General features: G+C 69.9%; 13 protein-coding genes. 7 read left to right on the top strand and 6 right to left on the bottom strand.

What is annotated here, in order from left to right:
* The first annotated feature begins 22 nt into the window (after positions 1-22).
* Positions 23-445, top strand: coding sequence for a 6,7-dimethyl-8-ribityllumazine synthase (gene ribH, locus ACFOD9_RS10295; RefSeq protein ID WP_379510028.1), 423 nt, complete (start codon positions 23-25; stop codon positions 443-445).
* 19 nt (positions 446-464) lie between these two features.
* On the top strand, positions 465-1,772 hold the full coding sequence (locus ACFOD9_RS10290; RefSeq protein ID WP_379510027.1) for a hypothetical protein: 1,308 nt from the start codon (positions 465-467) through the stop codon (positions 1,770-1,772).
* 18 nt (positions 1,773-1,790) lie between these two features.
* Here the strand turns inward: ACFOD9_RS10290 and ACFOD9_RS10285 are convergent, their stop codons facing one another.
* Positions 1,791-2,009, bottom strand: a complete 219-nt coding sequence (locus ACFOD9_RS10285) for a hypothetical protein (protein WP_379510026.1) — start codon at positions 2,007-2,009, stop codon at positions 1,791-1,793.
* A gap of 404 nt (positions 2,010-2,413) precedes the next feature.
* Here ACFOD9_RS10285 and ACFOD9_RS10280 point away from each other — a divergent pair, with 404 nt between their 5' ends.
* The 4 genes from ACFOD9_RS10280 (at position 2,414) to ACFOD9_RS10265 (ending at position 10,744) form a co-directional block, all read left to right on the top strand.
* Entirely contained in the window at positions 2,414-4,192 is a 1,779-nt protein-coding gene (locus tag ACFOD9_RS10280) for a type I secretion system permease/ATPase (protein WP_379510025.1), read from the top strand.
* A complete protein-coding gene (locus ACFOD9_RS10275; RefSeq protein ID WP_379510024.1) occupies positions 4,189-5,532 on the top strand; it encodes an HlyD family type I secretion periplasmic adaptor subunit in 1,344 nt (447 codons plus the stop codon). The genes ACFOD9_RS10280 and ACFOD9_RS10275 overlap by 4 nt, the downstream gene beginning before the upstream one ends.
* Before the next feature lie 3 nt (positions 5,533-5,535).
* Entirely contained in the window at positions 5,536-7,251 is a 1,716-nt protein-coding gene (locus tag ACFOD9_RS10270) for a TolC family protein (protein WP_379510023.1), read from the top strand.
* A gap of 169 nt (positions 7,252-7,420) precedes the next feature.
* A complete protein-coding gene (locus ACFOD9_RS10265; protein WP_379510022.1) occupies positions 7,421-10,744 on the top strand; it encodes a glycosyltransferase in 3,324 nt (1,107 codons plus the stop codon).
* 103 nt (positions 10,745-10,847) lie between these two features.
* On the opposite strand, the gene ACFOD9_RS10260 is transcribed toward ACFOD9_RS10265, so the two are convergent.
* The 5 genes from ACFOD9_RS10260 to galE form a co-directional block, all read right to left on the bottom strand.
* Entirely contained in the window at positions 10,848-12,914 is a 2,067-nt protein-coding gene (locus ACFOD9_RS10260) for a hypothetical protein (protein ID WP_379510021.1), read from the bottom strand.
* 80 nt (positions 12,915-12,994) lie between these two features.
* The gene (mprF, locus tag ACFOD9_RS10255) at positions 12,995-15,538 is read right to left on the bottom strand and encodes a bifunctional lysylphosphatidylglycerol flippase/synthetase MprF (RefSeq protein WP_379510020.1); all 2,544 of its coding nucleotides are present in this window, start codon (positions 15,536-15,538) and stop codon (positions 12,995-12,997) included.
* A gap of 3 nt (positions 15,539-15,541) precedes the next feature.
* Positions 15,542-15,979, bottom strand: coding sequence for a DUF2147 domain-containing protein (locus tag ACFOD9_RS10250; RefSeq protein ID WP_379510019.1), 438 nt, complete (start codon positions 15,977-15,979; stop codon positions 15,542-15,544).
* Complete coding sequence (locus tag ACFOD9_RS10245) at positions 15,976-16,689, bottom strand: AcvB/VirJ family lysyl-phosphatidylglycerol hydrolase (RefSeq protein WP_379510018.1); 714 nt, start codon at positions 16,687-16,689, stop codon at positions 15,976-15,978. The genes ACFOD9_RS10250 and ACFOD9_RS10245 overlap by 4 nt, the downstream gene beginning before the upstream one ends.
* Before the next feature lie 84 nt (positions 16,690-16,773).
* Positions 16,774-17,787, bottom strand: coding sequence for a UDP-glucose 4-epimerase GalE (galE, locus tag ACFOD9_RS10240; RefSeq protein ID WP_379510034.1), 1,014 nt, complete (start codon positions 17,785-17,787; stop codon positions 16,774-16,776).
* A 656-nt stretch (positions 17,788-18,443) separates the two neighbouring features.
* Here galE and ACFOD9_RS10235 point away from each other — a divergent pair.
* A complete protein-coding gene (locus tag ACFOD9_RS10235; RefSeq protein WP_379510017.1) occupies positions 18,444-22,415 on the top strand; it encodes a M10 family metallopeptidase C-terminal domain-containing protein in 3,972 nt (1,323 codons plus the stop codon).
* Positions 22,416-22,424 lie beyond the last annotated feature (9 nt).

The raw sequence follows: 22,424 nt of genomic DNA, 5'->3' as shown, positions 1-22,424 counted from the left end.
CATCCCTTTCAAGGATATTGCCATGGCCCGCATCCTCATCGTCGAGGCGCGCTTCTACGATCACCTGAACGATATGCTGATCGCGGGCGCCAAGGCGGCGATCAAGGCCGCCGGCCACCAGGCCGAGGTGATCACTGTCCCCGGCGCGCTTGAAATCCCCGCCGCCATTGCCCTGGCGGATCAGGGCGGCGACTATGACGGCTATGTGGCGATCGGCGTGGTGATCCGCGGCGAAACCTACCACTTCGAGATCGTCGCCGGCGAAAGCGCGCGCGGGATCATGGCCCTGACCATGGACGGCGTGGCCATCGGCAACGGCATCCTCACGGTCGAAAACGAGGCCCAGGCGCTGGTCCGCGCCGATGCCGCGCAGAAGGACAAGGGCGGCGAGGCGGCCAAGGCCGCGCTGGCGCTGATGGCCCTCCGGGACCGCTTCGGCGCCTGAACGCGCCAAGGCCGCAGGCATGGACGAGGCGCCAGGCCGGCCAGATCTGCAGCCCTGGGTCATGGGCGACCATCACGGCCTGGCCCTGCCCGCGACGCCCGCGGCCCTGCGCGCCGGCGGGCCGGAATGGCTCACCCGCGCGCTCCACGCCGGCGGCGTGCTGGCCGCCGGCAACCGCGTCACCGCAATCACCCGGCTCGATGAATGGCCGGTCGGCGGCACCGGCACCAAGGCCATGCTCTCGCTGGCCTACGCGCAGCCGCAGCCCGGCCTCGCACCCGACCTGTTCGTCAAGTTCTCGCGCAATGCCACCGATCCCGTGCGCGATCGGGTGCGCTGGTACATGGAACCCGAAGTCCGCCTCGCCCTGCTCTCGCGCGATCCGGCCTTTCCGGTGGCCGTGCCCGCCTGCCTCCATGCCGACTATCACCGCGCCTCGGGCACCGGGCTGATCATCTCGGAACGCATCGCCTATGGCGAGGGCGCGGTCGAACCGCACTGGCCCAAGTGCATGGACCACCGCCTGCCCGATGCCCTGGCCCATTACGAGGTGCTGGTCGCCACGCTCGCCCACCTGTCGGGCACCCACCGCTCCGGCCGGCTGGCCGCGATCGAGCGCGCCTTTCCGTTTGACCGCGAACAGGCGCTCGCCGCCCGGCGCGGCCGCCATGACAGCGCCGCCCTTGCCGAACGGATCGGCCGGATGGCGCAGTTCATCACCCGCCATCCCCACCTGTTCCCGGCCCATCTGGCCGATCCGGCGTTCCTCGCCGGGCTCTGCGCCGATGCGCCGCTGGCCGTGACCCACCAGGACGCGATCGCCCGGTTCCAGCTTTCCGCGCCCGAGATGATCGCGCTGTGCCACTGGAACGCCAACATCGACAACGCCTGGTTCTGGCGCAATCCCGCCGGTGCGCTGAACTGCGGCCTGATCGATTGGGGCGCGGTCGGCCAGATGCCGGTCGCCGGCGCGCTGTGGGGCGCGCTCTCGGCGTGCGAGGCCGACCTGCTCGACGATCACCTCGCCGCGCTCGTCGCCCTGTTTGCCGAACATTATGCCCGCGCCGGCGGCCCCCGGCTCGATCCCGACCTGCTCCAGCGCCATGTCGATCTCGCCGTGATCGGCACGGCCTGCGTCGTGCTGGCCACCGCGCCGCGCGCCATCCTGTCGGAAATTCCCGATCCCGCGCTGCTCGCCAGCCGCCACGATCCCGCGCTCGATGCCCACGAAACCGCGCGGGTCCAGCTCAAGATCGCGGTCAACTGCCTCAACCTGTGGCACCGCCGGGATCTTGGCGGCCTGCTGCGCTCCGGCCGGTTCGCCTGAGCGCGCAGCCGGCCCTGCTCAATCGCGCGGGTTGGCGGTCAGCCGGCGCGGCTTGTCCCTGAGCACGGCGGTGAGATGGCGCCACACGTGCAGCGGCTGGAGCCCGGTCGCCGCCACCGGCCCGCGGTCCGCGTCCGCTCCCGGCTCGCCCAGCAGATAGAAGGCCAGCATGGCCAGGCCGGTCACGGTCACGAAAACCAGCCCGGCCACCGCCAGGACACCCACAACAACCGCCATGCCCACACCTCTGCCTGCGTGAAATCCCGTCGCCGCTCCAGTCAGCCGCCCCCGCCTGTCGCTGTCCGCACCCGCCGCGCCCAGATAGCAGATCCAGCCCCGGCGCTCTCCACTGCCGGCGCACGCCCCGCCGCGCGGCCAAGGCCGTTCATCGCTGACCCACCCCATAACCGATCGGGCCGAAACCCGGCCACTACCCCTTTTTCGCAAGGAACTCGCAGCGATTCCATCGGTTTGCCAGTTGATCGAACCAGCGATCGGGCCGCGCGGCGGTGTGCCTTCGCGGCGGGAGGAGATCGTGCGCTTGCAACAAGGCAGGATCGTCGTGCGCGCCATGAACGCCCCGGCCCCGGCGGCATTGCCCCGGGCAAGTCGGTGGCTGCCGGCCAGGAAGGCCTGATCCCGTGGCCCGCCGCCCCGCCGACGATCGCCTGTTCGGACAACTCTTCGGGCGGTTCCTGCTGCGCTACCGGCCCAGCGTGATCGTCATCCTGGTCGCCAGCGCGCTGGTCAACCTGCTGGTCTTCGCCGGCTCGCTTTATATGATGCTGGTCTACGATTCGGTCCTGCCCAGCCGCTCGATCCCCACCCTTTCCGGGCTCTTCGCCATGCTGGCGCTGATCTACCTGATCCAGGCCGCGCTCGAAGCCGTTCGCAGCGATGCCCTGCTGGCCCTGGCCGATGGCGTCCATGCCGATCTGTTCGATGCCGTCCACCATTCGGCCACCAGCCGCACCCTTATCACCCAGCGCGAGAGCGAAGGGCTCCAGCTCACCCGCGATCTCGATCAGGTCCACGGCTTCCTTGCCAGCAACGGCCCGCTGGCGATCATCGACCTGCCGTGGGTGATCGTCTTCCTCGTGGTGCTCACCGCGCTGCACTGGGCGCTCGGCCTCACCGCGCTGCTCGGCACGGTGGTGCTCGCCGCGCTTGCCTGGTGGACCAACCGCCGCAGCCAGATCGTCACCCGCGAACTGGCCGAATTCTCCGGTCGGCGCTTCGCCGCCAACCAGACCGAACTGCGCTTCGCGGAAGCCTCGCTCGCCATGGGGATGCAGGAACGCCTGCTCGCCCGCAGCCGCCGCTGGGACGAAAGCTCGCGCGCCCTGCAAGGTTCGCTCAGCCGCACCATCGCGCGGCTGGGCGGGGCCGGCCGCCTGTTCCGCCTGTTCCTGCAATCGACGATGCTGACCGTCGGCGCCCTGCTGGTGATCGACGGCAAGGCCAGCGGCGGCATCATCCTCGCCGCCTCGATCCTTTCGGGCCGGGCGCTGGCCCCGGTTGATCAGGCCATCGCCACCTCGCGCAATCTCGCCGCCGCGCGGGCGGGCTGGTGGCGCATCGTCGAGGCGATCCGCACCCACCCGCGCCACGCCGCCAATCCCGTCGCCCTGCCCGCCCCCACCCACAAGGTCCAGGTGCGCGATCTCTGGGTGATCCCGCCCGGCGCCCAGGCGCCCGCCCTGGCCGGGGTCAGCCTCACCCTCGAACCCGGCCAGGCGCTGGCGATCATCGGGCCATCGGCGGCCGGCAAGTCCACCCTCGCCCGCGCCCTGCTCGGCATCTGGCCGCCGGCGCGCGGCGAGATCCGGCTCGATGGCGCCACCCATGATCAGTGGGATCGCGCGCAACTGGGCGCCTCGATGGGCTACCTGCCCCAGGCGATCGAACTGCTCGAAGGCACGGTGGCCGAAAACATCGCCCGGTTCGAGCCGAACGCCGCGTCGCAGGCGATCCTCGCCGCCGCGGGCGCGGCCGGAATGCACGAGGCGATCCTCGCGCTCCCCCACGGCTATGACACGGTGATCGGCTCGGGCGGCGGCGAACTGTCCGCCGGCCAGCGCCAGCGCATCGCGCTTGCCCGCGCGCTCTATGGCGATCCCTTCCTGGTCGTGCTCGACGAGCCCAATTCCAACCTTGATGCCGCCGGCGACGCCGCGCTTGGCGAGGCGATCCTGCGGGTCCGCCGGCGGGGGGGAATCGTGGTCATGGTCACCCACCGTCCGGCCACGCTCGGCCCGGTCAGCCACGTCGCGGTCCTCTCGGCCGGCCGGCTGGTGGATTATGGCGAACGCGACGAAGTGCTCAAGCGCACCTCCAAGATCGAACTGGCCGGAACCCCGCAGGCGCAAGCCGAAGCCAGGGCCGATCCCGCCGCGCGCGCGCAGGGAGCCTTGCCATGAACGCCCCGCTCTCCTCGGCGCTCATACCCCAGGTGCCCGAACCCTGGGAACAGCCTGCGTCTCCCGCCGCGACCGCCGCCCAGCGCCGGCCCCTCCAGGTGCTGGCCGGCGCCTGCGCGGTCCTGCTGCTGCTCGCCGTGGTGGTGCCGATCGGCGGCGCGGTGATCGGCGCCGGATCGGTCGGCGTCGAAAGCCGGGTCAAGCGGATCGCCCACCCAACCGGCGGGGTGATCGCCGCAATCATGGTCGTCAATGGCCAGCACGTGAAGGCCGGCCAGCTCCTCATGCGGCTCGATGATCGCGTCACCGGCGCCGATGCCACCTATTCCAACCTCTCGGTCGAACAGTTGCTCGCCCAGCGCGCCCGGCTCGAAGCCGAACGGCTCGGCGCCCCGGCCATCGCCTTCCCGCCCGAACTCACCGCCAGCACCTCCCCCAGCGCGGCCAGGGCGATGCAGGACGAACAGCGCCTGTTTGCCATCCACCGCTCGGAAGAAGGACAGTTGCGCGCGCAGCTGTCCGCGCGGATCGTCCAGTTCAACCAGCAGATCGCCGGCTACCACTCGCAGATCGCCGCGCTCCAGCGCCAGTCGGCGCTGATCGAACCGGAACGCCGCTCGGTGCAGGACCTGTGGAACAAGCAGCTCGTCACGATCAGCCGCCTCAACGAGCTGGAACGCACCGCCGCCGATTTCCAGGGCAATATCGGCGCGCTCCAGGCCCAGATCGCCAGCACCCGTGCGCGCATCACCGAAGCCCAGGAACAGGCGATCCAGCTCTCGGAAACCCGTCGCTCGCAGGCCGGCACCGAACTGGGGCAGACCACCCTCGCGCTCAACCAGCAGCAAACCCGCTCGATCGCCGCCACCGACCAGCAGAACCGCTCGGAAATCCGCGCCCCCTATTCCGGCACGGTCGAGAAGATCGCCTTTTCCGCCGTGGGCGACGTGGTCAAGCCGGCCGAGCCGATCATGGAGATCGTGCCCGATGCCGATCGCATGGTGGTCGAGGCCGCGGTGACCACCGACGATATCGACCAGGTCCGCAAAGGCCAGTCAGCCCGGATCCGCTTTGCCTCGTTCAACCGCGCCGCCACCCCCGAGATCGATGGCACGGTCACCTATGTCGCCACCGACCGCACCGATGTCCAGCCCGGCCAGGGCCGCCCCTATTACACCGTCCGCATCGCGGTCGACCAGGACCGGGTCCGGCGCGAAGGGCTGGCCCTGCGAAGCGGAATGCCCGCCGAAGTCTACATCCAGACCGGCAACCGCTCGCTCATGTCCTACATTCTCAAGCCGCTGGCCGATCAGTTCGCCCGCGCCTTCCGGGATAGCTGAGCCATGGCGGGGGGCCAGGCGGCGATCGCGCTCCTCGCCCTGGTGCCAGCCATGCTCGCCGCCGCGCCGGCCCAGGCCCAGGGCTGGTCCCTCCAACAACCCGCCCCCGCCCCCCAACCGGTCCCCGCAGCAGCCCCCACGCCTCCGCCAAACCCGGCCCCGCCGCCAGCCCCGATCCAGACCCCGGTCCTCGTCGTGTCCGCCGCCTCGCACCCCACCCCCGGCCCGGCCGATGCGCCCAGCGGCGGCTCGGCCTTCCGCCCCCAGCTTCCCCCCGGCACCCCGCCCGAACAGGCCGCCCGCGACCCCGCCCTGCCGGTCGTCGACCTGGTCGCCGCGATCGAGCGCGCCTACTGGACCAACCCCCAGCTCCTCGCCGACCGCGCCCGCGCCCGCAGCGCCGACTACCGCATTCCCGAGGTGCGCGGCCAATATGGCCCGCAGCTCGAATATTCCGCCTCCTACGGCACCCAGCGCGACAATTTCGAGGTGATTTCCGGCCTGTGGCGGGTCCAGTCCGGCTGGACCTCGGCAGTCAGCGCGGTCCTGCGCCAGCCGCTGTTCACCTTCGGCCGCCTGCGCGCCAGCGAGGACAACGCCCGCGCCGGCGCCGCCTATGCCGAGGCCTCGCTGCGCGCTACCGAACAGCAGGTCCTCCTCGGCGCGATCAACGCCTATGCCTCGGTCCTGCGTGACCGGATCGGGGTTTCGGTCGCGGCCGATAACGTCGCCCTCCTCGCCCGCCAGTCGAACGATACCGAAACCCGCCTTGCCGCCCACGAATCCACCGCCACCGATGCCCAGCAGGTCGCCTCCCGCCGCGATCTCGCCAGCGCCCAGCTGCTCGTCGCCCGCAGCACCGCTGCCGCCAGCGAGGCCGCCTTCTTGCGCTTCGTCGGCGCCCCGGCCGGGGATCTCGCGCCCCCCAACCCTTTCGCCATCCCGGTCCGTTCGCTGGAAGAGGCCTATGCCTTCGCGGCCGATCACAACCCGGTCATCGCCGCCGCCCATGCCCGCGAACGCGCCTCGCGCGCGCAGCTCGCCGCCGCCCGGGCCGAACTGCTCCCCCGCGTCGATCTCACCGGGTCGGCCAGCTACGGCACCCAATCCCCCTACAACGCCGGCCTCCACCAGACCGAACTGCGCGCCGCCATCACCCTCTCGGGCGTGATCGATGCCGGCCCGCGCACTGCCCGCATCTCCGAAGCGCAGGAAGCCAATGACGCCGACTGGCGCATCATCGATGAAACCCTGCGCGAAAACCGCGCCGAACTCGCCTCGGCATGGAACGAATGGCAGGCCCAGGACGCCGCGATCCAGCGCCTCGCCGCCGCCGTCGCCGCCGCCCGCAGCGCCTATGACGGCGCGCTCGAACAGGAACGCGCCGGGATGCGAACCACGCTCGACATCCTCGAACTCGCGCGCGACCTGCTCACCGCCCGCTCCAGCTACAACGAGACCAGCGCCGCCGCCTATGTCGCCCAGGCGCGCGTCCTCGCCGCGATGGGCGCGCTCGATCGCGCCTCGCTGCTCCCCGATGCGCGCGGCGCCTACGATCCGGCGGCCCACCTCGCCCGGGCCTACTGGCAGGCCGACATCCCGCTCGTCACCCCGCTGCTGCGCGCGCTCGACGGCGTCACCAGCGGCCCCCGCCGCCTGCGCCCGGTGCGCGATCCCGCCGCCCCGCTCGGCCTCGGCGCGGTTCGTCCCCAGCCCTGAGCCACCCCGCCCCGCCCCCCGCCCAAGCCCCCAAGCGTGAAAAATTCGTAATCGCGCGGAAACCGCCCCCTGCCCCCGGCGCTGCTAGGCGAACCTCGGGCTGAACAATGCACGCCGGGAATCCGCCCGGTGGCCACTCAGCCGCAGGCAACAGCGAGTATCCGGCACAGTGGCCCGACCCATTTTCTTCGATCCCACCGGACGGCGCCGCCGTCGTGTGCGCCTGGCCTTCCTCGGGGCCATGCTGCTGCTGGTCCTGGCCAGCGTGGTCTTTGCCACCACCGTGCTCGACGTGCCCACCGCCGCCCCGCTGCCGATCGGCTACGAACGCATGGCGCCACTGCCGTTCCGCGCCCAGGTCAGCCGGCTCAAGCACCGGGTGGCCGGCCTGTTCCGCCACCATCCGGCCGCCACCGCCGCCGATGGCCCGCCGCTGACCATCGCCTTCTATTCCCCCGCCATGCAGGACGGGACCGCCTCGCTCATCCACCACATCGACCAGGTCGACTGGCTGGCCCCCACCCTGCTCACCCTCGATCCCGCCGGCCACCTGGCCGCGACCGACGATCCCGCCCTGCGGCGCGTGGTGGCCAATGCCCTGCACCGCCCGCTGATCGTCCCGGTGATCCAGAACATCACCGCCGGCACCTGGAACGGCGCGCAAACCGCCGCGCTCCTGCGCGATCCCGGCCGCCGCGCCGCGCTCACCCAGGCCATCGCCGATCACCTGGCCCGCACCGGCGATGCCGGGATCATGTTCGACTTCGAGAACCTGCCCGATGCCGCCCTGCCCGATCTGGTCAGGCTGGTCGCCGAAACCCGCAAAGTGCTTGCCCCGCGCGGCCAGCTGGTCAGCGTCACCGCCCCGGTCGACAGCCCGGCCTGGCCGCTCCCGGCCCTCGCCCGCGCCGCCGACAAGCTGGTGCTGATGGCCTATGACGAACACTGGCAGGGCGGCCAGGCCGGCCCGATCGCCTCCGATGCCTGGTTCGTCCAGCACGTGTCGGGCGCGCTGCGGGGCGTGCCCTCCGGCAAGGTCATCGCCGCGCTCGGCAACTACGGCTACGATTGGCACGATGGCCGCGCCGATGCCCTCACGGTCGGCGAAGCCTGGCTCGCCGCGCATGACAGCGACACCCGGCCCACCTTCGTGTCCGGCGTGGGCAATGCCGGCTTCGCCTATGCCGACGAGGCCGGCCACCACCATGACGTGTGGCTCCAGGATGCGGCGGCCAGCTGGAACCAGCTCCAGCAATTGCGCCGCATGGGCGTGGCCAATGTCGGCCTGTGGCGCATGGGCTCGGAAGACCCGGGCTTCTGGACCGCGCTGACCGATTGGCGCGCCCATCGCACGCGCACCCGCATCGAAACCATCGTCGGCGCCCAGGATGTCGATGTCGAAGGCAGCGGCGAGATCCTGCGAGTCGCCGCCCAGCCCCAGTCCGGCACCCGCGCGCTCGCCTACGATCCGGCCAGCCACCTGATCACCCGCGAAACCTATGGCCAGCTGCCCACCCCCTACGTGGTCCAGCGGACCGGCGCCCACCCCGGGCAGGTCGCGCTCACCTTCGATGATGGCCCGGATCCCGAATGGACCCCCAAGGTCCTGTCGGTGCTCGAACGCTACCATGTCCCCGCCACCTTCTTCATCGTCGGCGAGATGGGGGTGGACAACCGCGGCCTGCTCCAGCGCATGGTTGCCGACGGCGACGAGATCGGCAACCACTCCTACACCCACCCCAACATGGCGGGCGAGGCCACCATGGGCATCAAGCTGGAGCTCAATGCCACCCAGCGCCTGATCGAAGCCTATACCGGCCGCTCCACCCGCCTGTTCCGCGCGCCCTATTTCGGCGATGCCGAACCGACCACGGCCGATGAGCTGGAACCCGCGCTGATCGCCCAGCAACAGGGCTATTCGGTGGTCGGCCTCCACGTCGATCCGGGCGACTGGAAGCGCCCCGGCGTCCAGGCCATCGTCGATCGCACCATCGCCCAGGTCGAGGCCGGCGATCCCGATCGCTCGGGCAATATCGTCCTCCTCCACGATGCCGGCGGCGATCGCGCGCAGACCATCGCCGCCCTGCCGCAAATCATCGAACGCCTGCAACATGATGGCTACCAGCTGGTCCCCGTCTCCACCCTGGCCGGGCTGAACCGCGATGCGGTCATGCCCCGGGTCGATGGCACCGATCTCTTCGCCGTGCGCGCCGATGTCGCCCTGTTCAGCGTGATCGGCACCGGCATCAGCGCGCTCTACTGGCTGTTCTTCTTCGCCATTGCGCTGGGCATCGGGCGGGCGCTGATCCTCACCGGCCTCGCCCTGTTCCCCGACAAGCGCCGCCACCCGCCCGAGCCGGGCGACCATGCCCCCACGGTCACGGTCATCGTCCCGGCCTACAACGAGGAACGGGTGATCGAATCCTCGGTCCGGCGCATCCTCGAAAGCGACTATCCCCACCTCGAAGTGATCGTGGCGGATGATGGCTCGAAGGATGGCACCAGCGCCGTGGTCGCCTCGGCCTTCGCGGGCGAGCCGCGCGTGCGCCTGCTCACCCTTGCCAATGGCGGCAAGGCCAGCGCGCTCAACCGCGCGCTGCAGCACGCCAGCGGCGAGATCATCGTCGCGCTCGATGCCGATACCCAGTTCGAGCGCGAATGCATCGCCCGGCTGGTCCGCTGGTTCGCCGATGAGCGGATCGGCGCGGTCGCCGGCAATGCCAAGGTCGGCAACCGGGTCAACCTGGTCACCCGCTGGCAGGCGATCGAATATGTCACCGCCCAGAACGTCGAACGCCGCGCGCTCGCCCGGTTCGATGCGATCACCGTGGTCCCGGGCGCCGTGGGCGCCTGGCGCCGGACCGCGCTCGATGCGGTCGGCGGCTATCCGGAAGATACCCTGGCCGAAGACCAGGACCTGACCATCGCCATCCAGCGCAAGGGCTGGAAGGTCGCCTACGACGAACAGGCCGTCGCCTGGACCGAGGCGCCCGAAACCTTCCAGGCGCTGGCCAAGCAGCGCTTCCGCTGGTCGTTCGGCACCCTGCAATGCCTGTGGAAGCACCGCGCGGTCCTGCGCCGGCGCAAGCCCGGCGGTCTCGCCCTGGTGGGTATGCCGCAGGCCTGGCTGTTCCAGATCGGCTTCGCGGTCGTCTCGCCGCTGATCGACCTCGCGCTCGCCGTCTCGATCGGCGGCACCATCATGCGGGTCGTCGAACACGGCTGGGCGCAGACCCAGACCGACGTCCTGCGGATGGCCGCCTTCTGGGCCGGCTTCGTGGCGATCGATCTCGCCTGCGGCCTGGTCGCCTATCGTCTCGACGTGCGCGGCGAGAAGTTCCGCCCCCTGCTGCTGCTTGCCCAACGCTTCGTCTATCGCCAGGTGATGTATTCGGTCGTCATCCGCGCGGTCAGCGCCGCGCTCCATGGCATGGCCCAGGGCTGGGGCAAGCTCGAACGCACCGGCCGGGTCACCACCCCCACGGCAGGCTGAGCGCGGCTGTCCCGCCCCGCCAGGCGAACCCCAAACCCCGCTCGTCCCGAGCGAAGTCGAGGGATCGGGCCGGGCACCAGCGAGGCCGCGCCAGCGCGCGGCCTCACCTGGCCCCGAACCGCACCACCACCACCGATTGCGGCGCCACGTGGACCGTGACCGGCCCGGCGCCCAGCCCGGCCCGCACCGCCGGCCGGCTCACCACCGGGCGGGACTGCGCCTCCGCATCGAACCAACGGTATTCACCAGCCCCGAACCGCCAGACCTGCGCCGGCCCGCCCAGCGCCGCCCGCCGCCCGCCCTTCAGCCCCACCAGTGGCAGGTCGAAGGCCCGTTCCGCGCTGCGGTTGACCACCAGCACGGCGATCCGCCCATCAGGCCGCCGCAGCGCCCAGGCGCTCACCGCCCGATCCGCCATGCCTTCGATCCGCGCCGGCAGGATCCGGTGCGCCCCGCCACCGGCCAAGGTCCAGTCGCGGGTCACCAGCCGCGCCGCGTGGAAGGCGGCCAGCGGCGGCCCGGCCTGTCCGGCGGCATCGGCCATGAACAGCATCATGTTGCCATAACCGGCGCAGGCCTGCGCGGGCCGCGCCGGCCAGTTCGGGCCATAGCCGAACAGGTAGGCCGCGCTGCCCCCGCCCGCCAGCCACTGGCCGATCACGCCGGCGGTCAGCACGGCGCTCGGCAGGTCGGATTCGGCGCGGCCCGAGAAGGCCGAAAACCCGTATTCCGAAATGATCCGGGGCACCTGGCGCGGCAATCCGCTGTCATCCAGCACCCGGCCCACCTCGTCCAGCATCCGGCTGGACTGTTGCAGCTTGTCCGCCAAGTCGCCGCAGATGTCGTCGAACGGATAGAACTCGAACGAGAAGAACCCCAGGTCGCCCAGCCGCCCGCGCTGCTTCAGGTAATCAAGGAAACGCCTGGCCCAATAGCCGCGCGCCTCGGGCAGCAGTTCGGTCACGGTAAACCCGCTCTGCATACTCGGCCCGCCGAACCGCGCGCCCGGAATGATCCCGCGCAGCCGGTCCACCGCCGCAAGATAGAGCGCGCCATAGTCGGCCGGCGGGGCATATTGCCCGTCCGGTTCCTCGCCCAGCTCGATCCGGGTCACCGGCCAGTGCCGCCGGGAAGCATAGCGCAGCTCGGCCGCCTCGTTCTCGGGCGTGTCATAGAGCAGCCCGGTCGGGATCATCACCGGCCCGCCAAAGCCTAGGCCGCTGGCGAAGATCCGGTCCAGCCCCACCTGCTCCAGGTTCGGATCGCGGTCCACCGCCCGGTGCCAGGGATCGGTGGAGGAAACGTGGGCCACCGTCTGCCCGGCATGGCTCGGCGCATGAACCACCGCGTCGCTGAGGCGCCCGTCCGGCCCGGCGGTCCCGAAGGCCACCTCGCGCACCGCGAAGCCGGCCCGGTCGCGCCAGTCCCTCGCCCCGTCCGGCGCCGTTCCCGAAGCCGCCAGCAGCAGCACCCGCACATGGGTGGTCGCCACCGGCCGGTCGGCCAGGACCAGCTCGTTCCGCCCGCCCGCGCCGTGATCGATCGCGCCATGGGGAAAGGTGATCCATTCCCCGTGCGGATCATAGTCGTCCGCGCCCGACCAGTATTGCACGGCATAGCGCGTGGCCCAGGGCGTCGCCCAGTCGATCACCGCCCGGTCGATCAGCACCGTGCGCCGGAAATGCAGCATCAGCCATTGGGGATGGGCCTGCCCGTCGCCCAGCGCCGCCGGATCGAGATAGGGGTTCGATTTCCAGAAGGTCGCCCGGTCCCCGTCGGTCAGCCGCGACCAGCCATCATCATTGGCATTGTCATCGGTGTCGCCCCGGCGCGGCAGGCGGTAGCCCCAGGAGAGCCGGATCGGCCGGCCGGGCACGTCGCTCGATGTCCAGTAGCCCTCGGCGCGGGCCGGGTCGGACCATTGCCCCGCCGGGTTCCAGTGCCAGGCCTCGATCCCCAGCTCGGTCCGCAGCCGATAGGTCAGCGCCCGCAGTCCCGCCCGCTTCATCGCCGCCACGTTTCGCGGCGTGAACAGCCGGTCCATGTCGCCGGCATGGCCCCCGTCGATCCCCGCCCCGATCGCCCGGTCAGGGTGGAACGATGGGCCTTTGCCCGGCCGGTCGAGATCGATCACCAGGGCATGGCGCTCGCCGCTCGCGTGCAGCGGCATTGCAAGGGTTCCGGCCAGCCCCGCGCAGAGCCATGCGCGCCACTTGCAATGCCGTTGTAGGGGCGTTGCGTAGCGCACCCCTAGCGCCCGATCAGCCGCAGCAACTGGATCAGCGCACGATAGCCCGCCAGCCCGTGCGGCAGGGCGATGTAGCGGTTGTGCCATGCGGGCGCGAACTTCTCCTTGTAGCGCCGCAGCCCCTGGAAATTGTAGCGTAAGCGGCTGAAGCCAAAGGCAAATCGCGCGCCGCGCGTCCACGGCGTCGCCAGCCGCCCGCCGCGCATCCCCGAAAGCGGCGCCACCCCCAGGTTGAACCGGGCAAAGTGTTGTTTTTTCGCACTTTCCATCAGTTCGACCAGCAGGAAATCCATCGTCCCCGCCGGCGCCTCGGGCCGCTGCCGCATCAGATCCACCGAAAGCTCCGCACCGTCGCCCGACCGCCACAGGTTGGCAAAGGCCACGGCCTCCCCGCCAGCCCCGCGCACCACCGCCATGTCGCACCGTGCAAGGTAGGCCGGATCGAAGGCGCCCAGGCTGAAGCGCTTCTCCCGCCCGCCATGCCGCGCCAGCCAGGCCTCTGAAACGCAACGCAATTCCCCGAGGATTTCGGGCACCCGCGCCCGGGGCACCAGCTCCAGCGCCAGGCCGCTGCGCGCGCCCTGGGCATGGCTGTTCCGCAGCCCCTTCATGCACGAACCGGAAAGCGTGAATTCGTCCAGCGAAATCAATGCCTCCTCGCCATATTTCACTGGCCGCAGCCCCAGTTCCAGGGCCAGCGGGAGGAAGGCATCGCCGATCTGGTAGAAGCACAGGCGAGTCCCCACCCGGTCGCTCTGCCGGCGCAGCTCCCAGACAAGATCGGCCCACCGCGCAGGGTGGCCCACCGGATCGCCCATGACGAACCAGGTGCGCCCCAGCGGGCGGAACATCAGGAAGGCATCCCCTTGCGGGGCAACGAGAAATCGCTTGTCGCCAGTCAGTGCCAGCATGGCGTCGCTGCGCCCGCTCTGCGCGGTAGCCGCGGCAAAGACCGCCTCGGGCAGCGCGGTCAGGCCAACCAGCACCGGCGGGCGCGAGAGCAGTTCGCGCACGGCAAAGGCAGCCATCAGCGCGCAGGTCGCGAAACTGGCCCGCAGGTAGCGCGAAAGGTCCGCCCGCCAGCCGAAATGGAACCACGGATCGCTGACCAGGGTCATCCGCGGATAGGTGGCGAACCCGCTCACCACCGCCGCGATCACGGCCACCATCGCCGCCGCCAGCCAGACCCGGTTGTGGCTGGAAAAGGCGCCCAGCGACTGGCGATAGAAGGCCGCGCCAAAGCCGTGGAGCGCGCCGGCCATGGCCAGCATCAGCCCGGCTTCCTCAAAATCCAGCCCCTTGGCCAGCGAGAACAGCGCCCCCACCAGCAGCAGCGCGCGCGCCGTGGCAAAGCCCGAGCGGCTGCGCGACAGCAGGGCCGGCGCGACCAGCAGCAGGGCCGCCCCGGTCAGGCTGGCGGCGAGGTGCGCGGCCTCGACCACCGGCAGGGCGACCATCGCGCGCAAGGTTCGCAGGCGATCGTGGACGGCGGGCAGGACGCCCGACAGCAGCAGGATCAGCCCGCCGGTAAAGACCATCGCCGCCATTGCCATCGGCGCGGTTTCGAAGGCGATCACCGCCAGCGCCCGGCCCACGGCCCCGCCCCGCCGGCAGGTTGCCCGCAGCGCAAGCGCGCCGTTGAGCGCCAGCGACAGAGCCAGCGGCAGGAGATAGTAGATCGCCCGGTAAGCGATCAGCCCGGCGGCCAGTTCCGGCCCATGGCGATTGAGCGCGGCCAGGACCGTGCCCTCGAACACGCCCAGCCCGCCGGGAACATGGGTGACCAGCCCGGCGACCACGGCCAGGGCATAGGCAAGGAACAATTGCGGAAAGTCCTCCGGCCCGAGCGAGGGCACCAGCACCAGCAGCGCGCCCACCGACAGGGCCAGGTCCAGCACGGCGGTGGCGAGCAGGCCCGCGATGTGGCCGGGCCGCCCCGGCAGGGCCAGCCGCGTCCCGCCCAGCACCCGCCCGGCGAAAGGCAGCGAGGCGAGCAGCGCGATCACCGCCGCCCCGCAGGCATGGGCGAGCACCGGCGACAGGACGACCCCGAACAGCGCCAGCGGCCGCGCATGGAACAGCAGCGCCCCCGCCGCTATTCCTGCCACGCCGCACCAGAACGCGCCCGAGGCGATCACCACGACCCGCGCCACCATGGCCGGCGCCACCCCCGCCCGGCGATAGAGCACCAGCCGCGCCGATCCGCCGGTGACCAACCCGAGGCCGAGATTGTGCGAAATCGCATAGCTGGTGAAGGAGGCGCGCAGGATGGTTGGCCAGGGCACCTTCTGGTCAAGGCTGGCGAGCGCCAGCGCATCGTAGCCGGCCAGCAGGACATAGCTGGCCGCCGTCAGCCCCACGGCCGCGACGAGGCGCCCGGCCGGAAGCGCCGCCAGCGCCACGCGGATCGCCGCCGGATCAAGCCCCCGGGCGAAGTGGAGGAAGGCCGCCGTCAGGATCGCGGCGGCGATCAGCCCGCCGGCAGCCAAGGGCAGCCAGCGCGGCAGCCGGCGCGGGCGGCGATGCGAAGGATGGGCGGCCAGCATGGCTCAGGCCCGGTGCCAGAGCTGGGTCTGGCACAGGTGCTGGTGGAACAGGCAGCCGGCGATGCGCGCATGATCGGGATCGACCAGATCGATGTGCGAGGAGAACACGTGACCCAGATCGGGCACCAGCACCCGGCCCACCCAGTGGCGCGCGCTGGTGGCGTGGTAGCCATAGAGGATCCGCAGGCCGATCAGGCGGGGATAGCCGCCATCGCGGGCATCGTTCTGCGCCTCGGTGGTGGCGCCGACCACGGTACCGCACACTTCCGTTCCGCACGGATCGATCCGCACCAGTACCGATCCATCGGGATTGCGCCACAGCCCCCGCAGGTCGCCACCGCGCGGATCGGTCCCGGCCGGATTGGCCTGGGCCGCGCCCGGCAGCCAGGCCACCGGCAGGGCCGTGAGCAGGGCCAGCAAGGCGACCAGCGGGCGGATCACGAGAGCGGCTCCGCCGGATCGAGCACCGAGCGGACCACGGCCCGGGTCACCTCCTCGCGGTGGGCCAGCATCATGTGGCCATCATCGATGCCGGTCAGCCGTCCGCGGCGCAGCGCCGGCTGGCGGCACAGGCTTTCGTCGGCATCGCCCGTGGCGAAGATGCACGACAGGCGCAGCCCCTTCAGCGAAGCGGCAATGGCCCCAGGATCGGCCTCGGAGCGGCCGGTGTAGAACAGGCCGAAGGGATTGGCGTGGAAGTGGATGCCGGTGCCCGGACCGACCAGCACCACCTGGGCGATGCGCCCGCGCAGGGCCGGTTCGAGCTGGCCGATCGAGGCGGCCAGCACGTCGGCGCCGAACGAGAAGCCGATCACCGCCACCTGCCGGGCGCCGGAGCGGCGGATCGCCTCGGTCAGGCTGCGCGCCACCGCATCACGCGCGAAGGCCGGGCTGCGGCCCGTGGCGAACAGAACCGGGGAACTGACCGCCAGCACCGGGATGCCCTGGCGGGCGAGGCGTTCGGGCAGGTCGGAGCCGAACCCGATCCGCAGGCCCATGTCGCCTGACCAGAAGACCGCGACCAGCCGGGCCGGGCCGTCCTGCGCCCCGGCCACGACCGGGGTGAAGTGCTGCGCCTCGCTGCCGAAATAGTCGCCCAGCCCCAGCACGCCGCCAGCACAGGCCAGCGCCAACCCGGCGCCCGGGATCATCCACCGCTTCCAGCCCAACCACATCGCCGCAGCCTATCGCAGACCGTTTTCCGCAAGGATGATCGGCAGATTACATCGCCGTCATCACCCGATCGCCATCTGCCGTTCGGTGAGAATCCGCTCCCAGCGCAGGGCGTGGCCGACGATCGCATCAAGCTCGGCGTGGCGGGGCTGCCAGGCAGTGCACGCGCGGATCAGGCCATTGTCGGCGATCAGCGCGCCCGGATCGCCCGGCCGGCGCGGCAGGAACCGGCGCGCGATGGCCTGCCCCGAGGCGCGCTCCACCGCCGCCAGCACCTCCAGCACCGAAAAGCCCCGGCCATAACCGCAGTTCATCGTGTGGCTTTCGCCCGGGCCGGCGATCAGCAGGTCGAGCGCGTGGACATGGGCCTGGGCGAGATCGGTGACATGGATATAGTCGCGCACGCCGGTGCCGTCGGGGGTGGCAAAGTCGGTGCCGAACACGTCGATCCCGTCGCGCGTGCCCAGCGCCGCCTCCACCGCAACCTTGATCAGATGGGTCGCGCCCAGGGTAGATTGGCCGCACCGGGCAAGCGGATCGGCCCCGGCCACGTTGAAATAGCGGAGGGCGCAATAGTTGAGCGGGTGGGCCGCGGCGACATCGGCCAGCATGGCCTCGATCATCAGCTTGGACCGACCATAGGGGTTGATCGGCGAGGGCGTCATGCGTTCATCGACCCGGACCGAGGGCGCATCGCCATAGACCGCCGCGGTTGACGAGAACACCAGATGGCGCACCCCGCAAGCCACCGCGCTTTCCAGCAGGGCGCCGGTGGTGGCGGTGTTGTTGCGATAATACTTGAGCGGATCGGCCACCGATTCGGGCACCACGACCGATCCGGCGAAGTGGAGGATCGCGCCGATCCCCTCGCTCTCGATCAGCGCCGGGACCAGCTCGCGATCGCCGGCATCGCCCTTCACGAAGCGCGCCCGCCGGTCGACCGCCCAGCGAAAGCCGGTCACCAGGTTGTCGAGCACCACCACCGGCCAGCCGGCCTCGAGCAGGGCCAGGACCGCGTGGCTGCCGATGTAGCCCGCCCCGCCGGTCACCAGCACGGCGAAACGATCGGGGCGCATCGGCAGCGCCGGGGAAAACTGCGAAAGCGGACCGCGCGCGGCACCGAAGGCGGGACTGCGTAAGATGGGACTGGGCATGGGACCTCCCTGGTTCACAAGGTTGAACAGGCGACCCGGCCGTTTGATCCCAACCTAGTCCAGCCGCCCTGCCGGGGCACGGCGCCAAACGGATTAACCATTCGTGGCAAGGATGAGGGTGAATGCCCGGGCGCGTGATTGCCCCATTTCTGCCCGCCCGGCGGCAAGGTCACCGGCCATTTCCACCTCGATATTTATCCATAAGGATTAACCCGAATTTCTTGCCGGTTCGCGGCGATGGATGCGGCCCGGCGCGCCATTCCGCAGCGGCCCCGGCCCGGCGCCATGCTGGAGCCACCCACGCAGGGACCCCTTCAAACACCCGCGTTTGTTGAACTTTCCCGGATTGCGGGCGCCCGCAACGATGGGCGCAGAACGCCGGAGCGCCGCTCGCAAAGGGTTCCCGGCCCGCCCCTGGCCCGGATTCCGGCCCCTACCCCCCATGCGCCGCGCGGTTCCTCCTGTGCGTAGGCCGGGCCAGCCGACTCTTGCCCTACACCATCAGGAACACGTCGGACCGTGCGGACTCGGGGAGCGAGGTTTCCCGTGTCGCAGGTGGCAGCAAGAGGACCGGCAGCATGACCGCAATTACCCTCAACGGCTCCCTGGACGATTGGCTGGCCAGCCAGCGGATCGATAGCGGCCTGCCCGCCGGATACGAAATCTACGGGACCACCGACGCGAACAACTTCATCTTCGCGATCAAGGTGCCTTCGCCCACCGCGATCGGCGCCAACACCACCGTGTGGCTCAACACCGACCGCAACGCGACGACCGGCTACGTGTTCTTCGGCAATGCCGGCGGGGCCGAATACAACATCAACTTCGATGCCAACGGCGTGCCCGCGCTCTACACCGGGGCCGCAGGCCAGACCCCGGTCGCCGGGGCCACGGTCACCTATGCCTACAACGCCGACCACACCCAGATCGAGTTCAGCGTGGCCAAGGCCGCGCTGGGGACGCCGAACGCGATCGACCTGATCGCCGACATCAACGACAGCATCTACCTGCCCACTCCCCAGTCAGGTCCGCAATTCACGCTCTACAACGATACCGGAATCGTGCCCTCGGCCGATACCCGGATCGCCATCGTCTGGTCGCAGACGACCGCCGCGAACTATTTCGGCAACGGGACGCCCTATGCGGACCTGTTCATGTCGGTCCAGTCGCAGGCGATGCAGGCGGGGATCAAGTACGACATCCTCACTGAATCCGATCTCACCAACCTGGCCACCCTGGCCAAGTATGATGCGCTGGTGTTCCCCTCGTTCCGCAACGTGCAGTCCGCCGACGCGCTCGCCATCCACAACACCTTGCAGCAGGCCCAGGTCCAGTTCCACCTCGGCATCATCGCCGGCGGCGAGTTCATGACCGACGACCAGAACAACAACGCGCTGCCCGGCAATTCCTATGCCAACATGGCCTCGCTGCTCGATGTCACCCGCGTCACCGGCGGCAACTCCGCCAACGTGACGATCTCGGCTACCGACTCCAGCGGCCAGATCCTGCCTGGCTATGGCAGCGGGGAAACCATCCACTCCTACACCGGGATCGGCTGGAACTCCTTCCAGAGCGTCAGTGGCACCGGCGCCCAGTTCGCCACCGAGACCATCAACGGCACCACCAGCTATGCCGCGGCGCTGGCCACCCAGACCGGCGGGCGCAACGTGCTGTTCTCCACCGAGGGCATCATGGCCGATGCCAACCTGCTCCAGGATGCGATCAAATATGTGGTGAACGGGCCGGGCGCGGTTTCGGTCGCGCTGCACATGACCCGCGACACCGGCATGGTCGCCACCCGGGTGGACATGGACCAGAGCCAGGAACTGACCGACGTCAATCCGGCTTACGATCCCAACAACCCAGCCGCCAGATCACCCGGCATCTACGACAAGATGCTGCCGATCATCACCCAGTGGCAGCATGACTACAATTTCGCCGGCAGCTTCTATGTCAACATCGGCGACGGCAGCCAGGGCACCGGCACGGACTGGGCCACTTCGCTGCCCTACTATACGGCGCTGATCGGCCTGGGCAGCGAGATAGGCACCCACTCCTACACGCACCCCGAGAACACCAACACGCTGTCCGACGCGCAGCTGCAATACCAGTTCCAGCAGAGCGCAACCGTGCTCAGCCAGCAGCTCAGCGCCGCGCTCGGCCATCCCTACACCATCGCGGGCGCCGCGGTTCCCGGCGCGCCTGAAACCCTCGCCACGTCGCAGGCGATCATGCCCTATGTGAACGACTACCTGTCGGGCGGCTGGACCGGGGTCGGCTCGGGCTATCCCAGCGCCGAGGGCTATATGCTGCCAGGCCAGACCGGAAAGGTCTACCTCGCGCCCAACACCGTGTTCGACTTCACCCTGGTCGAATTCCAGCACCTGTCCACCGCCGATGCCTCGGCGGCGTGGGCGGCGCAATGGTCGGCGCTGACCGATCACGGCGATATGCCGATCGTCGTCTGGCCGATCCACGATTACGGCATCGCCGCCTGGGACACCTCGGGCACCGGCGCGCCCAGTCCCTATTCCACGCAGATGTACACCGACTATGTCGCCCGCGCGGCAGCCCAGGGCATGGAATTCGTCACGCTCGACGACCTGGCCCAGCGCATCCAGGCCTTCAACGCGGCCAGCGTGACCACCACGGTCGCCGGCAACACCATCACCGCCAATGTCGCGGCGGGCCATGTCGGCCAGTTCGCCCTCGACCTTGCGAACCTTGGCAGCCAGGTCATCCAGTCGGTCGCCGGCTGGTATGCCTACGATTCCAACAGCGTGTTCCTGCCCCAGAACGGCGGAACCTTCACCATCACCCTTGGCGCGGCGCAGGACGACGTCTCGCACATCACCGACCTGCCGATGCGCGCCTCGCTGCTTTCGCTCACCGGTGATGGCACCAACCTGGCCTTCGCGCTTTCCGGCGCGGGGCTGGTGGTGATCGACCTGGCCGATCCCACCGGCAAGGCCGTCTCGGTGACCGGCGCAACGGTGGTCTCGCAGGTCGGCGACATCCTCACCCTGGATGTCGGAACGGCCGGGCTGCACAACGTGACCGTCACCGAACTGTCGCTCACCCCGGTGATCACCTCCAACGGCGGCGGCGCTACCGCGGCCCTGGCGATCCCCGAGAACACGACCGCGGTGACCACCGTTGTAGCCACGGACAACGGCGGCCCGCCGATCTCCTATGCCCTCTCGGGCACCGACGCCTTGCTGTTCAACCTCGATGCCACCAGCGGCGTGCTGACCTTCAAGGCCGCGCCCAACTTCGAGGCGCCGGCCGACGCGGGCACCAACAACGTCTATGACGTGATCGTCACCGCCTCCGCGAACGGCCTGAGCGACACCCAGGCCCTGGCCATCTCGGTCACCAACGTGAACGAGGCCCCGGTCATAACCTCCAACGGCGGCCTTGCCTCGGCGACCCTTTCGGTGGCCGAGAACACCACGGCCGTGACCACGGTGATCGCCACCGATCCGGAAAAGACGGCTCTCGCCTATTCCGTCTCGGGCACTGATGCCGCGCTGTTCACGATCAATTCCACGACTGGCGCTCTCGCCTTCCGTTCCGCGCCCAATTTCGAAGCCCCCGCCGATGCCGGGCACAACAATGTCTACGACGTGATCGTTACCGCTTCCGACGGCCTGCTCACCGATACCCAGGCCCTGGCCATCACCGTGACCAACGTGAACGAGGCTCCGATCATCAGCTCCAATGGCGGTGGCGCCACGGCCCGCATCAATGTCGCGGAGAACACCACCGCGGTCACCACGGTCCTGGCCATCGATCCCGAAGGCGCCGCCGTGACCTATGCGCTCAGCGGAACCGATGCGACCAAGTTCGATCTCAACCCGACCACCGGCGTGCTGACCTTCAAGGCCGCGCCCGACTACGAGAACCCCACCGATGCAAGCAGCAACAATGTCTACAACATCGTGGTCACTGCCTCGGACGGCCTGCTGACCGACACCCAGTCGCTGGCGGTCGCGGTCACCAATGTGAACGGCGTCTCGCTCTCGCTGCGCTCACCCGGGACACTCACCGGCACCATCGAGCCTGATACGCTCACCGGCTCCACCGGCAACGACACGCTGAACGGCGGCGGCGGCAACGACCAGTTGAACGGCGGCACCGGCAACGACGTGCTCAACGGCGGCGACGGCAACGACACGCTGCTCGGCGGGGTCGGCGCCGATACGCTGACCGGCGGAGCCGGAGCCGACGTGTTCGATTTCAACGGAATCGCCAACAGCCCGGTCGGCGCGGGCCACGATGTCATCATGGACTTCACCCCCGGGCAGGACCTGATCGATCTGTCTGGCATCGATGCCAATACCGGCAAGGGCGGCAACCAGAGCTTCACCCTGCTGGCCACGCCCGGCGCAGCCTTCACCGGGCCGGGCCAGCTCGCCTACCACTACGAGTTTGTCGGCACGACCGAATACACCGTCCTGCAAGGCAACAACAACGCGAACCTGGGCGCCGATTTCGAAATCGCGCTGCTCGGCCACCTCACCCCTTCCACCTCGATGTTCATTCTCTGACCTTACCGA

Source organism: Novosphingobium bradum, from assembly GCF_042646485.1.
Lineage (GTDB): Bacteria > Pseudomonadota > Alphaproteobacteria > Sphingomonadales > Sphingomonadaceae > Novosphingobium > Novosphingobium bradum.
The sequence above is the reverse complement of the archived record's forward strand: the minus strand, read 5'-3'. Positions and strand labels throughout refer to the sequence as shown.

What these genes read in the sequence shown, in the direction of transcription:
- ribH (WP_379510028.1), top strand. Translation starts at nt 23, where the DNA reads ATGGCCCGCATCCTCATCGTCGAGGCGCGCTTCTACGATCACCTGAAC.
- ACFOD9_RS10290 (WP_379510027.1), top strand. Translation starts at nt 465, where the DNA reads ATGGACGAGGCGCCAGGCCGGCCAGATCTGCAGCCCTGGGTCATGGGC.
- ACFOD9_RS10285 (WP_379510026.1), bottom strand. Translation starts at nt 2,009, where the DNA reads ATGGCGGTTGTTGTGGGTGTCCTGGCGGTGGCCGGGCTGGTTTTCGTG.
- ACFOD9_RS10275 (WP_379510024.1), top strand. Translation starts at nt 4,189, where the DNA reads ATGAACGCCCCGCTCTCCTCGGCGCTCATACCCCAGGTGCCCGAACCC.
- ACFOD9_RS10270 (WP_379510023.1), top strand. Translation starts at nt 5,536, where the DNA reads ATGGCGGGGGGCCAGGCGGCGATCGCGCTCCTCGCCCTGGTGCCAGCC.
- ACFOD9_RS10260 (WP_379510021.1), bottom strand. Translation starts at nt 12,914, where the DNA reads ATGCCGCTGCACGCGAGCGGCGAGCGCCATGCCCTGGTGATCGATCTC.
- mprF (WP_379510020.1), bottom strand. Translation starts at nt 15,538, where the DNA reads ATGCTGGCCGCCCATCCTTCGCATCGCCGCCCGCGCCGGCTGCCGCGC.
- ACFOD9_RS10245 (WP_379510018.1), bottom strand. Translation starts at nt 16,689, where the DNA reads ATGATCCCGGGCGCCGGGTTGGCGCTGGCCTGTGCTGGCGGCGTGCTG.
- galE (WP_379510034.1), bottom strand. Translation starts at nt 17,787, where the DNA reads ATGCGCCCCGATCGTTTCGCCGTGCTGGTGACCGGCGGGGCGGGCTAC.
- ACFOD9_RS10235 (WP_379510017.1), top strand. Translation starts at nt 18,444, where the DNA reads ATGACCGCAATTACCCTCAACGGCTCCCTGGACGATTGGCTGGCCAGC.